Source organism: Curtobacterium sp. 179-B 9B NHS (assembly GCF_045370965.1).
Classification (GTDB): domain Bacteria; phylum Actinomycetota; class Actinomycetes; order Actinomycetales; family Microbacteriaceae; genus Curtobacterium.
Window position 1 is genome coordinate 154,552 of sequence record NZ_JBIQDQ010000006.1, and the last position, 14,372, is coordinate 168,923.

The following is a 14,372-nucleotide window of genomic DNA, read 5'->3' on the forward strand; positions in this document are numbered from 1 at the left end:
CGAACGAGGCTACCGGCGGGTGCCACCGATCCGCACGACCGGGGATCCCCAGTCGGCGATGAGCAACCGGCCGCAGGTCTGCGTCCGCTGCGGCTCGACACCTCCGGCTGCTCGGACGTACGCCGACAACGGCAGTCCGGGCGACGCGTCGCCTGCGTACTCCGGCGTGCCGGCAGGGGCCCCGGGCCCCACGACGACCCAGGAGACCTCGTGCACCCCGGCCGATTCCCGCTTGTCGATGAGGGAACCGTCGGCGACGAGCCGCTCCGACAGCTGGACGAGGTGTCCGGGGTCGTCCAGGCGGTACTTCACGCCGCGGATCGCCCAGAAGTCGCCAGCGCCGGTCCGATCGGTCGCGTCGGCCCATGCGACGACGCAGGCGATGTCCTTCGGCACTGCCGACGAAGCTCGCGCGACGTGGGGCAGCGCCGTGACCGCGGTCACGACGACTGCGGCCCCGATCACCCAGGACATGCAGGCAGCCGTCCGTGGGAGTCGAGCGACGACCCCGGACCGGCTGGACCGTCGGCGCACCGCGCGACCCACGACACGGAGGGTCACGGGTGCGACCGCCAGGGGCAGGAACACCACCGGTTGGAGGTACCGCAGGTTCAGCGTGCCCAGGACGAAGATCCCGCACAGGAGCGGCGCGCTGGCCGAGACGGCGACGAGGGCGAGCTCGGTGCGGTCCTCGCGCCGGCCACGCGGTGCCGACAGCATCCGGAGCGCGGCGACGAGCGACGCCACCCACACGACGCACCAGAGCGCGACCGAGAGCGCGCCCTCGACGGACCCGAAACGGTCGCCGAGTGCGTGCGCGAACGCCGCGAGGGCCGCGCCCGCGCTCACGTCCCAGGCCCGCGCGTACCCCGACGCGGTCACCGTGTCGCGCATCACCACGACGACCGCGGTCTCGACCGCGACGATCCCGGGAACCACCAGAGCGCGTGCGACGAGCCCTCGTGGCAGACGCCCGCGGCGCAGGGCCGGCCACAGCGGGCGGACGACGAACACGCACCACACCACGGTCGCCGGGACGACGAGCCAGAGGAGGACGATCATGTTCGTCCACACGGACACCCCCACGACCCCGATGAGCGCCGCCGACGTGACGACCCGTCGGCGGGCGGTCGATGCCCGATGGAGGCGGACGAGGATCCCGAGGATGACGAGGACGCCCCACGCAGTCGCGCTGTAGTAGGTCGTCAGCATCAGCAGGGAGGCGAGCTCACCGCTCGCGCGGGCAGCCGACGACTCGGTCAGGACCAGCGCGCAGAGGAGCGCCACCGGCACGACCCCGCTCATCGCACGGACCGTGTGCGACGCCGCGCGCAGCGCCGGAGCGACGAGGAACCTCGACGCCAGGCCGAACAGCACGAGGTTGACGACGGCGTTCAGTGCCAGGGTCGCCTGCGGGGACAGACCCGTCAGGGCGGAGAGCACGTCGTAGAGCAGTCGCTCCGGCACGAAGAGCACGGCGGACCAGCCGAACTCCGTCGGCGGACCAGCCTCCGTCGCGCGACGGACGATCGCGAGCAACACCGAGTCCCCGTCGTCGAAGAGCATCCACGACCGGGGTGTCGACACCAGGTGCCACAGTGCGATCACCCCGAGGGCCGTCTGCAGGACGAGGGCTCCGCCCTCGGTACCGACGAACCGGAGACGCGAGCGGAGGTTCGGAGACATACGAGAATATTACATGACGGTCATTCGCGTCGGTAGCGGCAGCACTGGTCAGACAGTGCGGGCATCATGAGGGCATGCGATTCCTCGTCCGCCTCGTCGTCAACGCCGTCGCGCTCTGGCTCACCACGCTCATCGTGAGCGGCGTCACCGTCACCCCGTTCGGCGACGGGGACACCACCGCCGTGGTGCTCACGTTCCTGCTCGTGGCGTTCGTGTTCGGGCTCGTGAACGCGGTCATCGGCACGATCATCCGGATCGTCGCGTTCCCGCTCTACGTCCTGACGCTCGGCCTGATCTCACTGATCGTGAACGCCGTGCTGCTGCTCATCGTCGCCGGGATCTCGGACGCGATCGGCTTCGGGCTCGAGGTCGAGTCCTTCGGCTGGGGCATCGTCGGTGCCTTCGTGCTCGCCGTGTTCTCGTGGCTGATCGGGCTGTTCGTGCGGCCGGTGCTGAACCGCCCGCGTCCGTGACCGCGGGCCGCACCGAGCCGGCCGCCCGCGCGACGCGTGCCGACGGCGAGGGCCGCGCCGTGCCTCCCGGTCGGACCGCCGTCGCGGACGTCACGTCCGTGCGCCATGATGTGCACATGAGCCCGGACGCCGACGCCCCGTTCCGCGTCTCGTTCGTCTGCAGCGGCAACATCTGCCGCTCCCCCATGGCCGGCATCGTCTTCGCACAGGTCGCCGCCGACGCCGGCATGGCCGACCGCTTCGTCGTCGAGTCGGCGGGCACCGGTGACTGGCACGTCGGCGAGCCCGCGGACGAGCGCACGATCGCGGCACTCGCAGCGCGCGGATACGATGGCAGCAGGCATCGCGCCCGCCAGTTCGACCCGGACCGGTTCCCGGACCTCGACCTGGTGGTCGCACTCGACCGCTCCCACGAACGCGTCCTGCGCTCGTGGGCACCGACCATGGACGACGCCGCCAAGGTGACGCTCCTGCTGCGGTACGACGACGCCTGGCCCCAGCAGGCCGACGTGCCGGACCCGTACTACGCGGACCGGCACGAGTTCGACCGAGTGCTCTCGACCGTCGAGCGTGCCTGCCGGGCGCTCTTCCGCCAACTCGAACCGGCAGTCCGTCAGGGAGCCCCATGACCCCCCTTCCCCCGCAGCCGATCAGCCCGCTCGACGGGCGGTACTACCCGGTCGTGCACACGGTGGGCGAGCACCTCTCCGAGGCCGGCCTCAACCGCGCACGCATCGTGGTCGAGGTCGAGTGGCTCATCTTCCTGACCGACCACGCGATGTTCACCACCTCGCCGCTGAGCATCGACGACAAGGCAGCGCTGCGCCGGGTCGTCGAGACCTTCGGCCACGACCAGATCGCGGAGCTCGCCGAGATCGAGGCCACGACGCGGCACGACGTCAAGGCCGTCGAGTACTTCGTCCGTCGCCGCCTGTCCGAGCTCGGGCTCGACGCCATCGCCGAGCTGACGCACTTCGCCTGCACCAGCGAGGACGTCAACAACCTGTCGTACGCACTGACGGTGCGGGACACCGTCGACCAGGTGTGGCTGCCCGCCTACCGCTCGGTCCTGGCGACGCTCCGCACCACGGCGGAGCAGCTCCGCGCCGTGCCGATGCTCTCGCACACGCACGGGCAGCCCGCGACGCCGACGACCCTCGGCAAGGAGCTCGCGGTGGTCGTCTACCGCCTCGAGCGCGTCCTGACGCAGATCGAGCACGGCGAGTACCTCGGCAAGTTCTCCGGCGCCACCGGGACCTTCTCGGCGCACCTCGCCGCCGACCCCGAGGCCGACTGGCCCGCGCTGTCGAAGGAGTTCGTCGAGGGCCTCGGCCTGACGTGGAACCCCCTGACGACGCAGATCGAGTCGCACGACTGGCAGGCCGAGCTGTACGACCGGGTGCGCCACGCGAACCGGATCCTGCACAACCTGGCGACCGACGTGTGGACCTACATCTCGATGGGCTACTTCACGCAGATCCCGGTGGCCGGTGCCACGGGGTCGTCGACGATGCCGCACAAGATCAACCCGATCCGGTTCGAGAACGCCGAGGCGAACCTCGAGATCTCGTCGGCGCTGTTCTCGACGCTGTCCGAGACCCTCGTGACGAGCCGCCTGCAGCGCGACCTGACCGACTCGACCACGCAGCGGAACATCGGCGTCGCGTTCGGGCACTCGCTGCTCGCGCTCGACAACCTGCGTCGCGGGCTCGGCGAGATCGCGGTGAACGAGACCCGGCTGGCCGAGGACCTCGACCACAACTGGGAGGTGCTCGGCGAGGCGATCCAGACGGTCATCCGCGCCGAGGTCACCGCCGGGCAGTCGAACATCGAGGACCCCTACGCGATGCTCAAGGAGCTCACGCGGGGCAAGCGCATCGGCCAGGACGAGCTCGTCGCGTTCGTGAACGGCCTCGACATCTCGTCGGGTGCCAAGGCACGACTGACGAACCTCACGCCCGGCACCTACACGGGCCTGGCCGACGAGCTCGTCGACCGCCTGGACGTCTAGTCCGACCCCTTCCGCAACACGCAACGACGGCGGCTCCTCGCAGCGGTACACCCCTGCGAGCGGCCGCCGTCGTTGCGTTCCGCGAGACCGCGAGCGGGCGCAGCGGACGGGAGGCGCGGGGCGGCCCCGCCGCGCACGTCACCACCTCAGGTGGTGACGGCCCGTGCCTCGGCGACCAACGCCTCCAGGACGGTGCGGACCGCGGGACGGACCGCGCGGTCCGGACGGGTGAGCGCCTCGATCCTCCGGCCCGCCCGCACGTCGGCGAGCGTCGCCAACCGGAACCGTCCCGCCGCACGCGTGCCCGACGTGTACCGGGGCACGAGCGCGATGCCGTGCCCCGCGGCCACCAGGTTCTCGATGACGGGCAGGTGGATCGTGCGGAACGCCACCGACGGCGGGGTGTCGGACGCCGCGGCCATCGCGATCAGCACGCGGTCGATCGGGTAGTCCTCGGGCACGCCGATCCAGGTCTCGTCGACGACGTCCTCGATGCCGACGCGCTCCCGGTCGGCGAGCGGGTGGTCGAGCGGCAGGGCGACGTCGAGCGGTTCCCGGAGCAGCGCGACCGTCTCGACGGCGCCGTCGGGGCGGCGGGCACCGTCCGGGCGGTGCCCGATGACGACGTCGTGGTCGGCGGTGAGCGGCGCGAACTCCCCCTCGCTGACGTCGACGTCCGAGAGCTCGAGGACGATGCCCGGGTGCTCGCGCATGCGCGTGAGGAGCCCCGGCAGCAGCAGCTCGGCCGCCGAGGGGAACACCGCGAGGTCGACCGTCCCGCTCACCCCCGCGAGGTGCTCCGACCACGCTGACTCCACCGTGGCGAGCGCGGTCGCGACACCGGTGGCCATGTCGGCGAGTGCCCGGCCGTCCGCGGTGAGGCGCACGCCGCGTCCGACGCGCTCGACCAGGGGTACGCCGGCCTGGCGCTGCAGCGTGCGGAGCTGTTGCGACACCGCGCTCGGGGTGCGGTGCGTGGCTGCTGCGACCGCGGTGACGCTCCCCCGTTCCGCGAGCTCGCGGAGGACCGGCAGCAGGGCGATGTCGAAGCCGACCATGCAGGGACCCTACAACGATGCTGTCGCACCGTGCGCTGGTGCTACCGCTTCTCGTGCGGGACGATCGATCCGTGCTCTTCCGCGACCGCATCCTGGCCCTCGTCGTCGCCGTGGCGTGGGGTCTGAACTTCCCGGCGACCGCGATCGCCCTCGACCACTGGCCCCCGTTCCTGCTCGCCGCCGTCCGGTTCAGCCTGCTGGCCGTCCCGACGATCCTGTTCGTCCCGCGGCCGAGGGTCCCGTTCCGGTGGATCGTGCTCGTCGGCGCGACGCTCGGCGTCCTGCAGTTCGCGTTCCTGTACCTCGGCATGGCGGCCGGGATGCCGACCGGGCTCGCGTCGCTGGTGATCCAGGCATCCGCGCCGTTCACGGTCGTGCTCGCCGGGGTCCTGCTGCGTGAGAAGCTCACCGCCCGTCAGGTCGTCGGGGTGTCCGTCGCGGTCGCGGCCCTCGGCGTCATCGCGGTGCACCGGGCGCAGACCGCGGCGCTGCTGCCGGTCGTGCTGGTGCTGTGCGGGGCGCTGGGCTGGGCGCTCGGCAACGTCGCGACGCGGCGGACCGGTCCGGTGAACCCGCTGCACCTGACCCTGTGGTGGGCCGTCGTGCCGCCGGTGCCGATGTTCGCACTGTCGCTGCTCGTCGAGGGGCCGGAACGGGTCGGTCGGGCGTTCGGCACGGCGTTCACCGCGTCGGCGTTGCCGGCCGACCTCGGCCTGCTCTACATCGTCGTCGCGGGGAGCCTGGTCGGGTACGGGATCTGGTCGCGCCTGATGGGGAAGTACCCGTCGAGCACCGTCGCACCGTTCTCGATGCTCGTCCCCGTGATCGGGGTGCTCGCCTCGTGGGCGGCGTTCGGCGAGGTGCCGGACGTGGTCGAGGTCGTGGCCGGTGCCGTGGTGGTGGTCGCCGTGCTGTGGTCGTCGCGCACCGCGAGGGTGGTGCCGGCCGTGGCGGTGCCGGCGGTGGCGGTGCCGGTCAGCCCCGGTGCTGCCGGCGCTCGGCGATGATGCCGGCGAGCGCGCCGCGCAGGTGCGGGTACCGGAACTCGTAGCCCGCCTCGAGCAGTCGCGTCGGCACGACCCACCGACTCTTCAGCACGAGCTCGGTCTCCGTGCGGATCGCGAACGATCCGATCTCGAGCATCCACCGCCAGGTCGGCAGCCCGAAGCGCCGTCCGACCGCGTCGCGGATGGTGGCCATCACGGTCCGGTTGTCCGACGGCTCCGGGCTCGAGACGTTGACCGGGCCGTCGATGTCCTCGTGGTCGCGCACGAACCGGATCACCCCCAGGACGTCGTCGATGTGCACCCAGCTGAACCGCTGCCGCCCGTGCGTGTGCCGGTCGTGGTGGTACGTGCCCGCTCGGAGCCGGGCACGCGTCGGGAACCACGCCCCGTCGAACTGCGGCCCGCCGAGACCGGCCTGGGCCAGTCGGAGCAGCGGGACGAGGGCGCTCCCGTCGCCGAACACGATCGCCATCCGGAGCGCGACCCGGCGGGTGTGCGGCAGGTCCGCGCTGAACAGGGCGTCCTCCCACGCCTTCGCGACCGAGACCGAGAAGCCCTCGCCGAGCTCACCCGTGGCCTCGTCCTGGGGTCGGTCGTCCGCGTGCCGGTAGATCGTCGCGGTGGAGGCGTTCACCCACAGCGGCGGCGGGTGCTCGGCGGTCCGGATCGCCTCGGCCAGCTCGAGCGTCGTGTCCACGCGGGAGCGCATGATCTCCGCCCGGTTCCGACGGCCGTAGCGGCAGTTCACGCTCTTGCCCGCCATGTTCACCACGATCGCGGCACCGTCGACGAGCTCTCGGATCCGGAGCGTGTTGCCCCACACCGCGTCGCCCGTGCGACCGACCGTGACGACCTCGTACCCCTCGTCACGGAAGGCGCGCTGCAGGTACCGTCCGACGAAGCCCCCCGCTCCCGCGATCACGGCGCGGCCCCTCGGCGCGCGGGTGGTGTCGTCGCTCATGGTGTCCCCTGTCCGGTGTCGGGCTCGATCCGGTAGCGGAAGGTGCCCTCGTACCGGTACAGCGTGCCGATCAGCGGCGCAGAGAGCCGCAGGGACACGCGCTGCACGTCGGCATCGTCATCGAATCGTTCCACGAGCGTGACACGCGGAGCGGCGATGGCCGGGAGGCTCCGGGCACGTCCCAGCACACGGACCGTCACCCGGGTGGAGACCAGGCGCAGGGCGCCCGCGTCCGGCCCGTCCGCGTCGACCTCCGCCCGGAGCAGGGCGCTGACGCGCCCACGGCGACCGAGGTGGTCGACGAGCCCGTGCGGCTCGGCGGTGATCGCGTCCACCATCGTGCGGGATCCGGTCCGGAAGCGGAAGGTGCGGTGCGCGCGGACGGCGACCCGTGCCTCCCGACCGTCCACGGCGCCGCGGCCGACGTGACCCACCGGGACCGCACCGAAGTACGTGCGCAGTCGTGGGTGCAACCGTGCGAGCACGGCCGACGGTGTCGTCAGCTCGTAGGGCGACCGGGTCACGACGCCGATCCTGGCACGGTGTCGGCCTCGTTCCCTACGATCGAGGCATGGGACACGACCACGCGCACGGGCACGCCGGCGCCTCGGAGCGCGCGCTGCTCGTCGCGTTCTGCATCTCGGCGGGCATCCTGCTCGCCGAGGTCGTCGGGGCGGTCGTCACCGGCTCCCTCGCACTGCTCGTCGACGCCGGGCACATGGTCGTCGACACCGGTGGCCTCGGCATCGGCCTGGTCGCCACCCGGCTCGCGCGCCGCTCGCCGACGGCCCAGCGGACGTGGGGCTACCAGCGTGCTGAGGTGCTGGGCGCCACGGCGCAGGCGGCGATCCTGCTCGCCGTGGGGGTCTTCGTCGTCGTCTCGGCGGTCCAACGACTGTTCGTGCCCGCCGAGATCCACGCCGGCCCGCTGCTCGTGTTCGGCGTGGTCGGGCTCGTCGGCAACCTCGTCGCCTACGCGGTGCTCGCGCGGGCCTCGGGCGGCGGCTTCACCTCACGGGCGGCCCGACTCGAGGTGCTGAACGACACCCTCGGGTCCGTCGCGGTGATCGCCGCCGCCGTCGTCCTCGCGCTCACCGGGTGGGAGCGGGCCGACTCGATCGCCGCGATCCTGATCGGGCTGCTCATCCTGCCGCGGGCCGTCCGGCTGCTCCGCGAGACCGCGAACGTGCTGCTCGAGTCCACACCGCCCGGGCTCGACCTCGACGACGTGCGCGCGCACATCCTCGAGCTCGACCACGTGATCGAGGTGCACGACCTGCACGCGACGCTCGTCGCCACCGGCGTGCCGAACCTGACGGCGCACGTCGTCGTCGACGACCACTGCTTCTCGACCGCGCACGCGCCCCGGATCCTCGACGCGCTGCAGCAGTGCGTCGCGGAGCACTTCGACGTCCCCGTCGAGCACTCGACCTTCCAGCTCGAACCGGTCTCGCACCGGCGGCACGAGCACGAGGTGCACGCGTAGGCACGAGGTGCACGCGTCGGGGCGGGCTGGTCGGCCGGGCCTGCGCACCGGTCCGGTGCGGTCAGCAGCCGCCGTCGTCGGTGGGGAACGCCGTGATCACCCGGTCGGTCGTCTCCGACACGATCACCCGCACGTTCGGCTCCGCCGACGGACGCGAGCCGTCGTCGAAGCGGACCGGCGCGGCGTAGCAGACCTTGCCGTCCCCGGCGTCCTGCGGGTAGCCGGCGGGCGGCGCCTCGAGCACGGACCGGACGGCGGTGAGCATCGCGTCGTCCCAGTCCCGTGAGCCGTGGCCCCGGACGACGTCCTGCCAGTCGGCGGTGTGCCGGACGCGGATGTGCTCGTAGCCCTGGCCGGACGTGCCGCACTGCAGCTCGACCCGTCCGAGCGCGGCAGTCTCGTACCGGGCGACCACGGCCCGGCGGTCGGCGTCGCAGCGGTCGAGCACGTCGCCGCCGGGCAGGTCGGGGCCCGACCGCTCGATGGTGACGGTGCCGTCGCGCGTCGCTCCGTCGGCGGCGGTCGCGCCGGGCGTGACGGTGGACGCTCCGCCGCCGATCACCGGGTCCTCGCCGCTGCGCTGCGCCGTCAGGGCGAAACCGCCGGCGACCAGGCCGGCCGCGATGACCGCGGCGACGACGGTGACGGCCGGACGTCGGCGCTGCTGGGGCATGCGCTCCAGTATGCCGGGAGACGACCTGCCGAACGGCTGGCCGGGTGGTCGGCTGGTCGCGGCGGACTACGCCGCGCGGGCGGCCAGGCGCAGGCCGGCGACCAGTGCGAGTGCGACGACGAAGGCCACGTACGCGAGCAGCACCGGGAGCGTCGGCACGACGAGGAGCGCGGCGCCGACCGCCACGACGGGCACGGTCAGTCCCGCGTACGCGACGAGGAACGTCGCCGCGAGCACCCCGCCGCGCTGCTCCGGCCCGACGAGCGACCCCGCGCGGGCGATCGCGGCCCGGAAGAGCAGCCCGACACCGGCACCCGCCACGACCCCGCCGCCGATGAAGCCCGCGACCTGCAGGAGCACGGCGGCGATCGCGAGCACGACGAGACCACCGACGAGCAGCACCAGGCCGAGCCGGATCTGCCGACGCTGGGACAGCCTTGCGAAGACGATCTGCGACACCGCACTCGCGGCGAAGACCCCGAACGTCGTGGCGCCCGCGGCGAGACGGTCGGTGACGTGGAACGTGGTGCCGAGGAAGGTCGGGGCCACCGAGGTGAAGAGTCCCTGCACGGCCAGGGCGGCGAAGGCCGCGGCACCGGCGGCCCAGAACACGCCGGCCTGCCCCTCGGGAGCGGCCATCCGCTGCGGTCGGTACGGCACCGGCTGCTCGGGACGGTCGACGGTCTCCGGCGCGGCGAGGACGACGACGAACGCGACCGCCAGGGCGACGACGAAGACGACGTACGGCACGACGAGCGGCTGCCCGACGAACTCCGCGAGCGCGCCCCCGACCAGGGCGCCGAGCGACAGACCGCCGAGGTTCACGGCGCCGGCCGCGACGCTCGCACCCTGGGCGGACGCGGACGAGCCGGTCGCCCGGACCCGCAGTTCACCGAGGTGCGCGGTCGCCGTCGCGGTGAGGAGCCCGACGCCGAGCCCGGTGACGAACCGCGCCACGACGAGACCTGCGACGTCGGACCACAGCAGGAACAGCACGGCCGCGACGAGCTCGAGGGCGATCGACACCAGGATCAACGGGCGTCGTCCGTGCACGTCGCTGAGGTGTCCCGCCAGGAAGAGCGAGGCGACGACCCCGACACCGTAGGCGGCGAAGACGACCGTGGTCGTGAACGTCGGGAAGCCGTCGCGCGCCTGGTAGATCACGTAGAGGGGTGCCGGGACGGTCGCGAACGCCATCACCGCCAGGAACGCGAAGGCCACGGCCCAGAAGCCGAAGCCGTGCCGGCGACGGGAGTGCGTGCGCCGCCCTCGCGGAGCGGGGACGGGACGGGAGCCGGTCGTCGGGGCCGGAGCCGCGTCGGTGGTCGAGGTCATGCTCCGATGGTGCCCTGGCGCCGTCATCGAGTTCAACGGGTGTTCTTGATGAGTGTCATCGATCTGGTCGATACTCGGACGATGGAGACCCGCCTGCTCGAACAGTTCGTGGCCGTCGCCGCCGAGGGGACCGTGACACGCGCCGCGGAACGCCTGTGGGCCGCCCAGTCGACCGTCTCCGCCGGGATCGCCTCCCTCGAACGCTCGCTCGGCGTGCGGTTGTTCGACCGCACCGGTCGGCGACTCGTGCTGACCGCGGCCGGCGAGGACCTCCTCCCGCACGCCCGCGCGGTGCTCGGTTCCCTGGAGCGCATGCGGGACCTGGCGACCGTCGACGACGCCGACCTCCGCGGCCGGGTGCGGCTGGGCATCTTCACGAGCATGGACGTCGTCGACCTGACGGGGGTGCTTCGGCGGTTCCGGCGGCGGCACCCGCTCGTGGCCGTCGAGCTGATGACCTCGCCCTCGGGCACCACCGGCCTGGTGCAGGACCTGGTCGCCGGGCGGCTCGACCTGGCGTACACGGGCCTGCCGTCCGTCCCGCCCGGGGTCGTCGTCGAACCGCTGCGCGAGCTGCCCTTCCGCGTCTACACCGCCGCGGACCACCCGCTCGCTGCTCGCCCGTCGGTGTCCCTGGCCGAACTCGCCGGGGAGCCCTTCGTCGACACCGCGCACGGCTTCGGCAACCGCCTGATCCTCGACGCCGCGTTCGAGCGCCTCGGCCTCCGACGCCGGGTCGTGGCGGAGATGAACGACATGCCGGCGGTGATCCGGTTCGCCTCGGCCGGGCTCGGCGTCGGTGTCGTCCCGGACCCGGGCGTCCGGTACGACGGCGCCGTGCTCGAGCTCGAGGACGAGGTCGAGCCGCTCCGCATCGGGCTCGCGATGCGGTCGGACACCGAACCGAACCGCGCCACGCGCACGCTCGCTCGCGACGTCGTGGCCGCACGGGTGGGGTGAGGTCCGGAGGGCCGTGTGGGACGTGTCCCACCGGCGGACGGGAGGCGCGGGACGGTCCCGCACCGCGCCTCCCGGCCGTCAGTCCCCCCAGATCTCCCCGACGACGGCGTCCAGCAGGCCGTCGGTCGGGAAGTCGGCCTGGTCGATCTCGATCCAGGTGTCACCACGGGAGTACCAGGTCCGTGCCTGAGCGGCACCGGTCTCGACGTCCGTCGACGACGCTCGGCAGACGCGGGCGGGGCCCTCGACCGAGCAGACGGTGTCCTGGTCGCCGAAGAAGCTCGACTCCCGGGAAGCGAGCTGCTCGCCGTTCGCGGTCCCGACGGTGAGGGCGAGGCCCGGGCCGGGTCCGTCGCTGCCACCCCAGAGGCAGTACAGCCCGGTGACGACCCCGGATCCGGACACCGACGGAACCACTCCCCCCGGCGACGGGAAGACCTGGATGGCCTCACGCCCGCCGAACAGGCGGTCGTACGCACCCGCCGGAACAGCGCCCCGGCACGACGTGGGGATCGACGCGACAGCCGTCGGATCCGCTCGGTCGGGCGCGGCACCCGTCGTCGGAACCGGCGTCGGCGTCGCCGTGATCGGCGCGGAGGTCGGGGTGGTGACGGACGGCGCCGGCGCTGGCTCCTGCGTCTGCACCGGGGCCGCCACGGGACGGTCCTGCTGCGACAGCGTGAGCGCCACCGCCCCCGACGCGGTGCCCAGCGCGAGCAGGGCGACCACACCGACGACGATGCCGGTGTGCCCGCGACGCCGCTTCGGACGCGGGGTGGCGCGCTCGAGCACGCCCTGCTTCATCGTGACGAGCATGCGCTGCAGCTCGTCGCCCACGGGAGGTTCAGTGTCCATCGTGCATCACCACCTTCTTGAGTCGTCGACGGTTGCGGGAGACCCGTTGGGTCACGGCGCCCACCGTCAGCCCGAGCGCCTCGGCTGCCTCGGTGTAGGAGCGCCCCTCGAGCAGGCAGAGCTCGCAGATGCGCCGGTCGAGTTCGGGCAGGGCCGCGATCTCGGCACGGACCCAGCGCAGCGTCTCGGCGGCCTCGGTGTGGTCGACCGGTGCCGTGAGCGTCTCCGGCAGCTCATCGGCACGGTGCCGCGTGCGCTTCCGGCCGGCGTTGCGCGCCAGGTTCCGGCACACGACGAGCAGCCAGGGCAGCAGGCTCTCCGCCGGCAGCTCCAGCGTCTCCGCCCGCTGCCACAGCACCAGGAACGCGTCCTGCACGACCTCCTCGACGTCGTGTCGATCGTCGACGATCGCCCACACGTACCGGGTCATCGTCGCGGCGTAGCGGTCGAAGACCTGCGCCAACGCGGCCTGGTCACCGGCCGCCAGTGCGCGGACGATCGTCTCGTCCGTCGTCGTGGTCACGTCCATCGCTCACCCCCTTCACCCAGCGGTGTCGGACGGGGTGCCGATCCTGACGACGCGGGCGCGGACCGCTCCGCCCGGGCGTGTCGCCGGGGACGACGGTCGCCGGAGCGGGGTCAGTGGAAGTCGTCGCCCTCGGACCGCTCGCCCGGCGACCTGTGGCCGCCGAGCATGTCGTTGTCGTCCTGGTCGCTCGATGCCGCGAGCTGGAGCATCGCGAGGACCACCACGACGACGATGAACGCGACACCGAGGAACACCAGGGCGAGTTCGAACTCACGCGTCGAGAAGAGCACGACCGCTCCGGTGAACACCGCGACGACCGCCGAGATCACGAGGAGCTCGGCGGGGCGCAGACGGTCGCGACGGCTGGGGGTGCTCATGCGTGTGGTGCTCCGTCCGGGGCTGCGGCAGGCGCCGTGGTGCCCCACTTGTGCGAGAGTCCGGCGATCACGTGGAAGACCGCCGCGATGGCGAGGTAGGCGCCGAGCAGTCCGACCAGGACGACGGCGGCGTCCAGGGTGCCGGTGACCTGTTCCACGCCCCCGAGCTGCTGGGAGTAGTCCGGCGGTGTCAGCAGGAACGCGACGGCGAGCAGCAGGGTGAGTCCACCGACCGTGGTCCAGTCACGGGCGAACGGTGACCGGCCGCGCGCTCGGAGTCCCTGTGCGAGTTCGAGGGCTCCCGTCAGCACGGCCCACCCGACGACCACCGTGATGAACGCGCCGAGCCCGACGCCGTTGGTCACCAGGGCGGCGACACCGGCGACGAGGGAGACGACCGCCTGCACGAACGTGGTCGGACGCGAGCGCTCGTCGGAGGGCATGCGGCGCAGGGCGGCCCACCCGAGCACGAGGGCGTCGACGATCACGAACCCGCCGAAGAGCAGCAGGCCGTAGCCGGCGGCGTGGTTGGACGAGAAGGTGATGACGAGGGCCACGACCGCGGCTGGGACGGCCCGGAGGACGGGGATCGGCCAGTACCGCGCGCGCTGGCCGGCGTCGTCCACGGAGTCGGACACGGGACCTCTTTCGGGCATGCGGATCGTGGTCCGAGTCTACCGCCGGCGCCCCGGGCGTCGGACCGGAGCCCGTACCGACGGGAGTCACCACCGCGGGCCGGGGTCCGAGCGCCCCGACCGGCGGTGGCGCGCTCCCCCGTCAGTCGGGGTCGTCGGCCGCGCGCCGGCGTCGTGCGACCCACCAGCCGCCGGCTCCGAGCCCGACGGCGGCAGCAGCCAGGGCGGCGAGGAGCCCGAGCCCCTCGGCGCCGGTGTACGCGAGGGCCCCGGCGCCGGCCCCTCCGCCGCCCGTCCGCCCGCCGCGCGAAGCCGTCGGGGCGTCC

The 14,372-nt window shown here is 72.9% G+C and carries 17 protein-coding genes; 6 read left to right on the top strand and 11 right to left on the bottom strand.

Annotated features, from left to right (window positions below):
- Window positions 1–9: 9 nt before the first annotated feature.
- Window positions 10–1,686, bottom strand: a complete 1,677-nt coding sequence (locus ACH0A8_RS07915; RefSeq protein WP_406906955.1) for a hypothetical protein — start codon at window positions 1,684–1,686, stop codon at window positions 10–12.
- Between the two features lie 74 nt (window positions 1,687–1,760).
- Between ACH0A8_RS07915 and ACH0A8_RS07920 the strand changes: the two genes are divergently transcribed.
- From ACH0A8_RS07920 to purB, 3 genes are all read left to right on the top strand, one after another.
- Window positions 1,761–2,159 (top strand): phage holin family protein, encoded by a 399-nt coding sequence (locus tag ACH0A8_RS07920; protein WP_066651768.1) that lies wholly within the window; start codon window positions 1,761–1,763, stop codon window positions 2,157–2,159.
- A 116-nt stretch (window positions 2,160–2,275) separates the two neighbouring features.
- Window positions 2,276–2,788, top strand: coding sequence for a low molecular weight protein-tyrosine-phosphatase (locus ACH0A8_RS07925; RefSeq protein ID WP_066657642.1), 513 nt, complete (start codon window positions 2,276–2,278; stop codon window positions 2,786–2,788).
- Window positions 2,785–4,170: an adenylosuccinate lyase gene (gene purB / locus ACH0A8_RS07930; protein WP_209684247.1), complete on the top strand. Its 1,386-nt coding sequence runs from the start codon at window positions 2,785–2,787 to the stop codon at window positions 4,168–4,170. The genes ACH0A8_RS07925 and purB overlap by 4 nt, the downstream gene beginning before the upstream one ends.
- Before the next feature lie 146 nt (window positions 4,171–4,316).
- Here the strand turns inward: purB and ACH0A8_RS07935 are convergent, their stop codons facing one another.
- A complete protein-coding gene (locus ACH0A8_RS07935) occupies window positions 4,317–5,228 on the bottom strand; it encodes a LysR family transcriptional regulator (protein ID WP_251159945.1) in 912 nt (303 codons plus the stop codon).
- 71 nt (window positions 5,229–5,299) lie between these two features.
- Here ACH0A8_RS07935 and ACH0A8_RS07940 point away from each other — a divergent pair, with 71 nt between their 5' ends.
- Window positions 5,300–6,235, top strand: a complete 936-nt coding sequence (locus ACH0A8_RS07940) for an EamA family transporter (protein WP_400340457.1) — start codon at window positions 5,300–5,302, stop codon at window positions 6,233–6,235.
- Here the strand turns inward: ACH0A8_RS07940 and ACH0A8_RS07945 are convergent.
- Both ACH0A8_RS07945 and ACH0A8_RS07950 read right to left on the bottom strand, forming a co-directional pair.
- A complete protein-coding gene (locus tag ACH0A8_RS07945; RefSeq protein ID WP_209684251.1) occupies window positions 6,204–7,196 on the bottom strand; it encodes an epimerase in 993 nt (330 codons plus the stop codon). The two genes, ACH0A8_RS07940 and ACH0A8_RS07945, sit on opposite strands and share 32 nt — an antisense overlap.
- Window positions 7,193–7,720, bottom strand: coding sequence for a DUF4166 domain-containing protein (locus ACH0A8_RS07950; protein ID WP_406906956.1), 528 nt, complete (start codon window positions 7,718–7,720; stop codon window positions 7,193–7,195). Before ACH0A8_RS07950 ends, ACH0A8_RS07945 begins: the two co-directional genes overlap by 4 nt.
- A 47-nt stretch (window positions 7,721–7,767) precedes the next feature.
- Between ACH0A8_RS07950 and ACH0A8_RS07955 the strand changes: the two genes are divergently transcribed.
- Window positions 7,768–8,682, top strand: a complete 915-nt coding sequence (locus tag ACH0A8_RS07955; protein ID WP_251154196.1) for a cation diffusion facilitator family transporter — start codon at window positions 7,768–7,770, stop codon at window positions 8,680–8,682.
- Between the two features lie 61 nt (window positions 8,683–8,743).
- Here the strand turns inward: ACH0A8_RS07955 and ACH0A8_RS07960 are convergent, their stop codons facing one another.
- Complete coding sequence (locus ACH0A8_RS07960; protein ID WP_209684257.1) at window positions 8,744–9,355, bottom strand: hypothetical protein; 612 nt, start codon at window positions 9,353–9,355, stop codon at window positions 8,744–8,746.
- 66 nt (window positions 9,356–9,421) lie between these two features.
- On the bottom strand, window positions 9,422–10,690 hold the full coding sequence (locus ACH0A8_RS07965) for an MFS transporter (protein WP_251154197.1): 1,269 nt from the start codon (window positions 10,688–10,690) through the stop codon (window positions 9,422–9,424).
- An 81-nt stretch (window positions 10,691–10,771) separates the two neighbouring features.
- Between ACH0A8_RS07965 and ACH0A8_RS07970 the strand changes: the two genes are divergently transcribed.
- Window positions 10,772–11,650 (top strand): LysR family transcriptional regulator, encoded by an 879-nt coding sequence (locus tag ACH0A8_RS07970; protein ID WP_066651741.1) that lies wholly within the window; start codon window positions 10,772–10,774, stop codon window positions 11,648–11,650.
- A 78-nt stretch (window positions 11,651–11,728) separates the two neighbouring features.
- On the opposite strand, the gene ACH0A8_RS07975 is transcribed toward ACH0A8_RS07970, so the two are convergent.
- From ACH0A8_RS07975 to ACH0A8_RS07995, 5 genes are all read right to left on the bottom strand, one after another.
- A complete protein-coding gene (locus tag ACH0A8_RS07975) occupies window positions 11,729–12,505 on the bottom strand; it encodes a hypothetical protein (RefSeq protein ID WP_406906957.1) in 777 nt (258 codons plus the stop codon).
- On the bottom strand, window positions 12,495–13,034 hold the full coding sequence (locus tag ACH0A8_RS07980) for an RNA polymerase sigma factor (RefSeq protein ID WP_209684265.1): 540 nt from the start codon (window positions 13,032–13,034) through the stop codon (window positions 12,495–12,497). The genes ACH0A8_RS07975 and ACH0A8_RS07980 overlap by 11 nt, the downstream gene beginning before the upstream one ends.
- Before the next feature lie 110 nt (window positions 13,035–13,144).
- A complete protein-coding gene (locus tag ACH0A8_RS07985; protein WP_251159952.1) occupies window positions 13,145–13,411 on the bottom strand; it encodes a hypothetical protein in 267 nt (88 codons plus the stop codon).
- A complete protein-coding gene (locus ACH0A8_RS07990; RefSeq protein WP_406906958.1) occupies window positions 13,408–14,049 on the bottom strand; it encodes a DUF308 domain-containing protein in 642 nt (213 codons plus the stop codon). Before ACH0A8_RS07990 ends, ACH0A8_RS07985 begins: the two co-directional genes overlap by 4 nt.
- A 139-nt stretch (window positions 14,050–14,188) precedes the next feature.
- The coding region (locus ACH0A8_RS07995) for a hypothetical protein (RefSeq protein ID WP_406906959.1) at window positions 14,189–14,372 on the bottom strand (184 nt) is incomplete at its 5' end.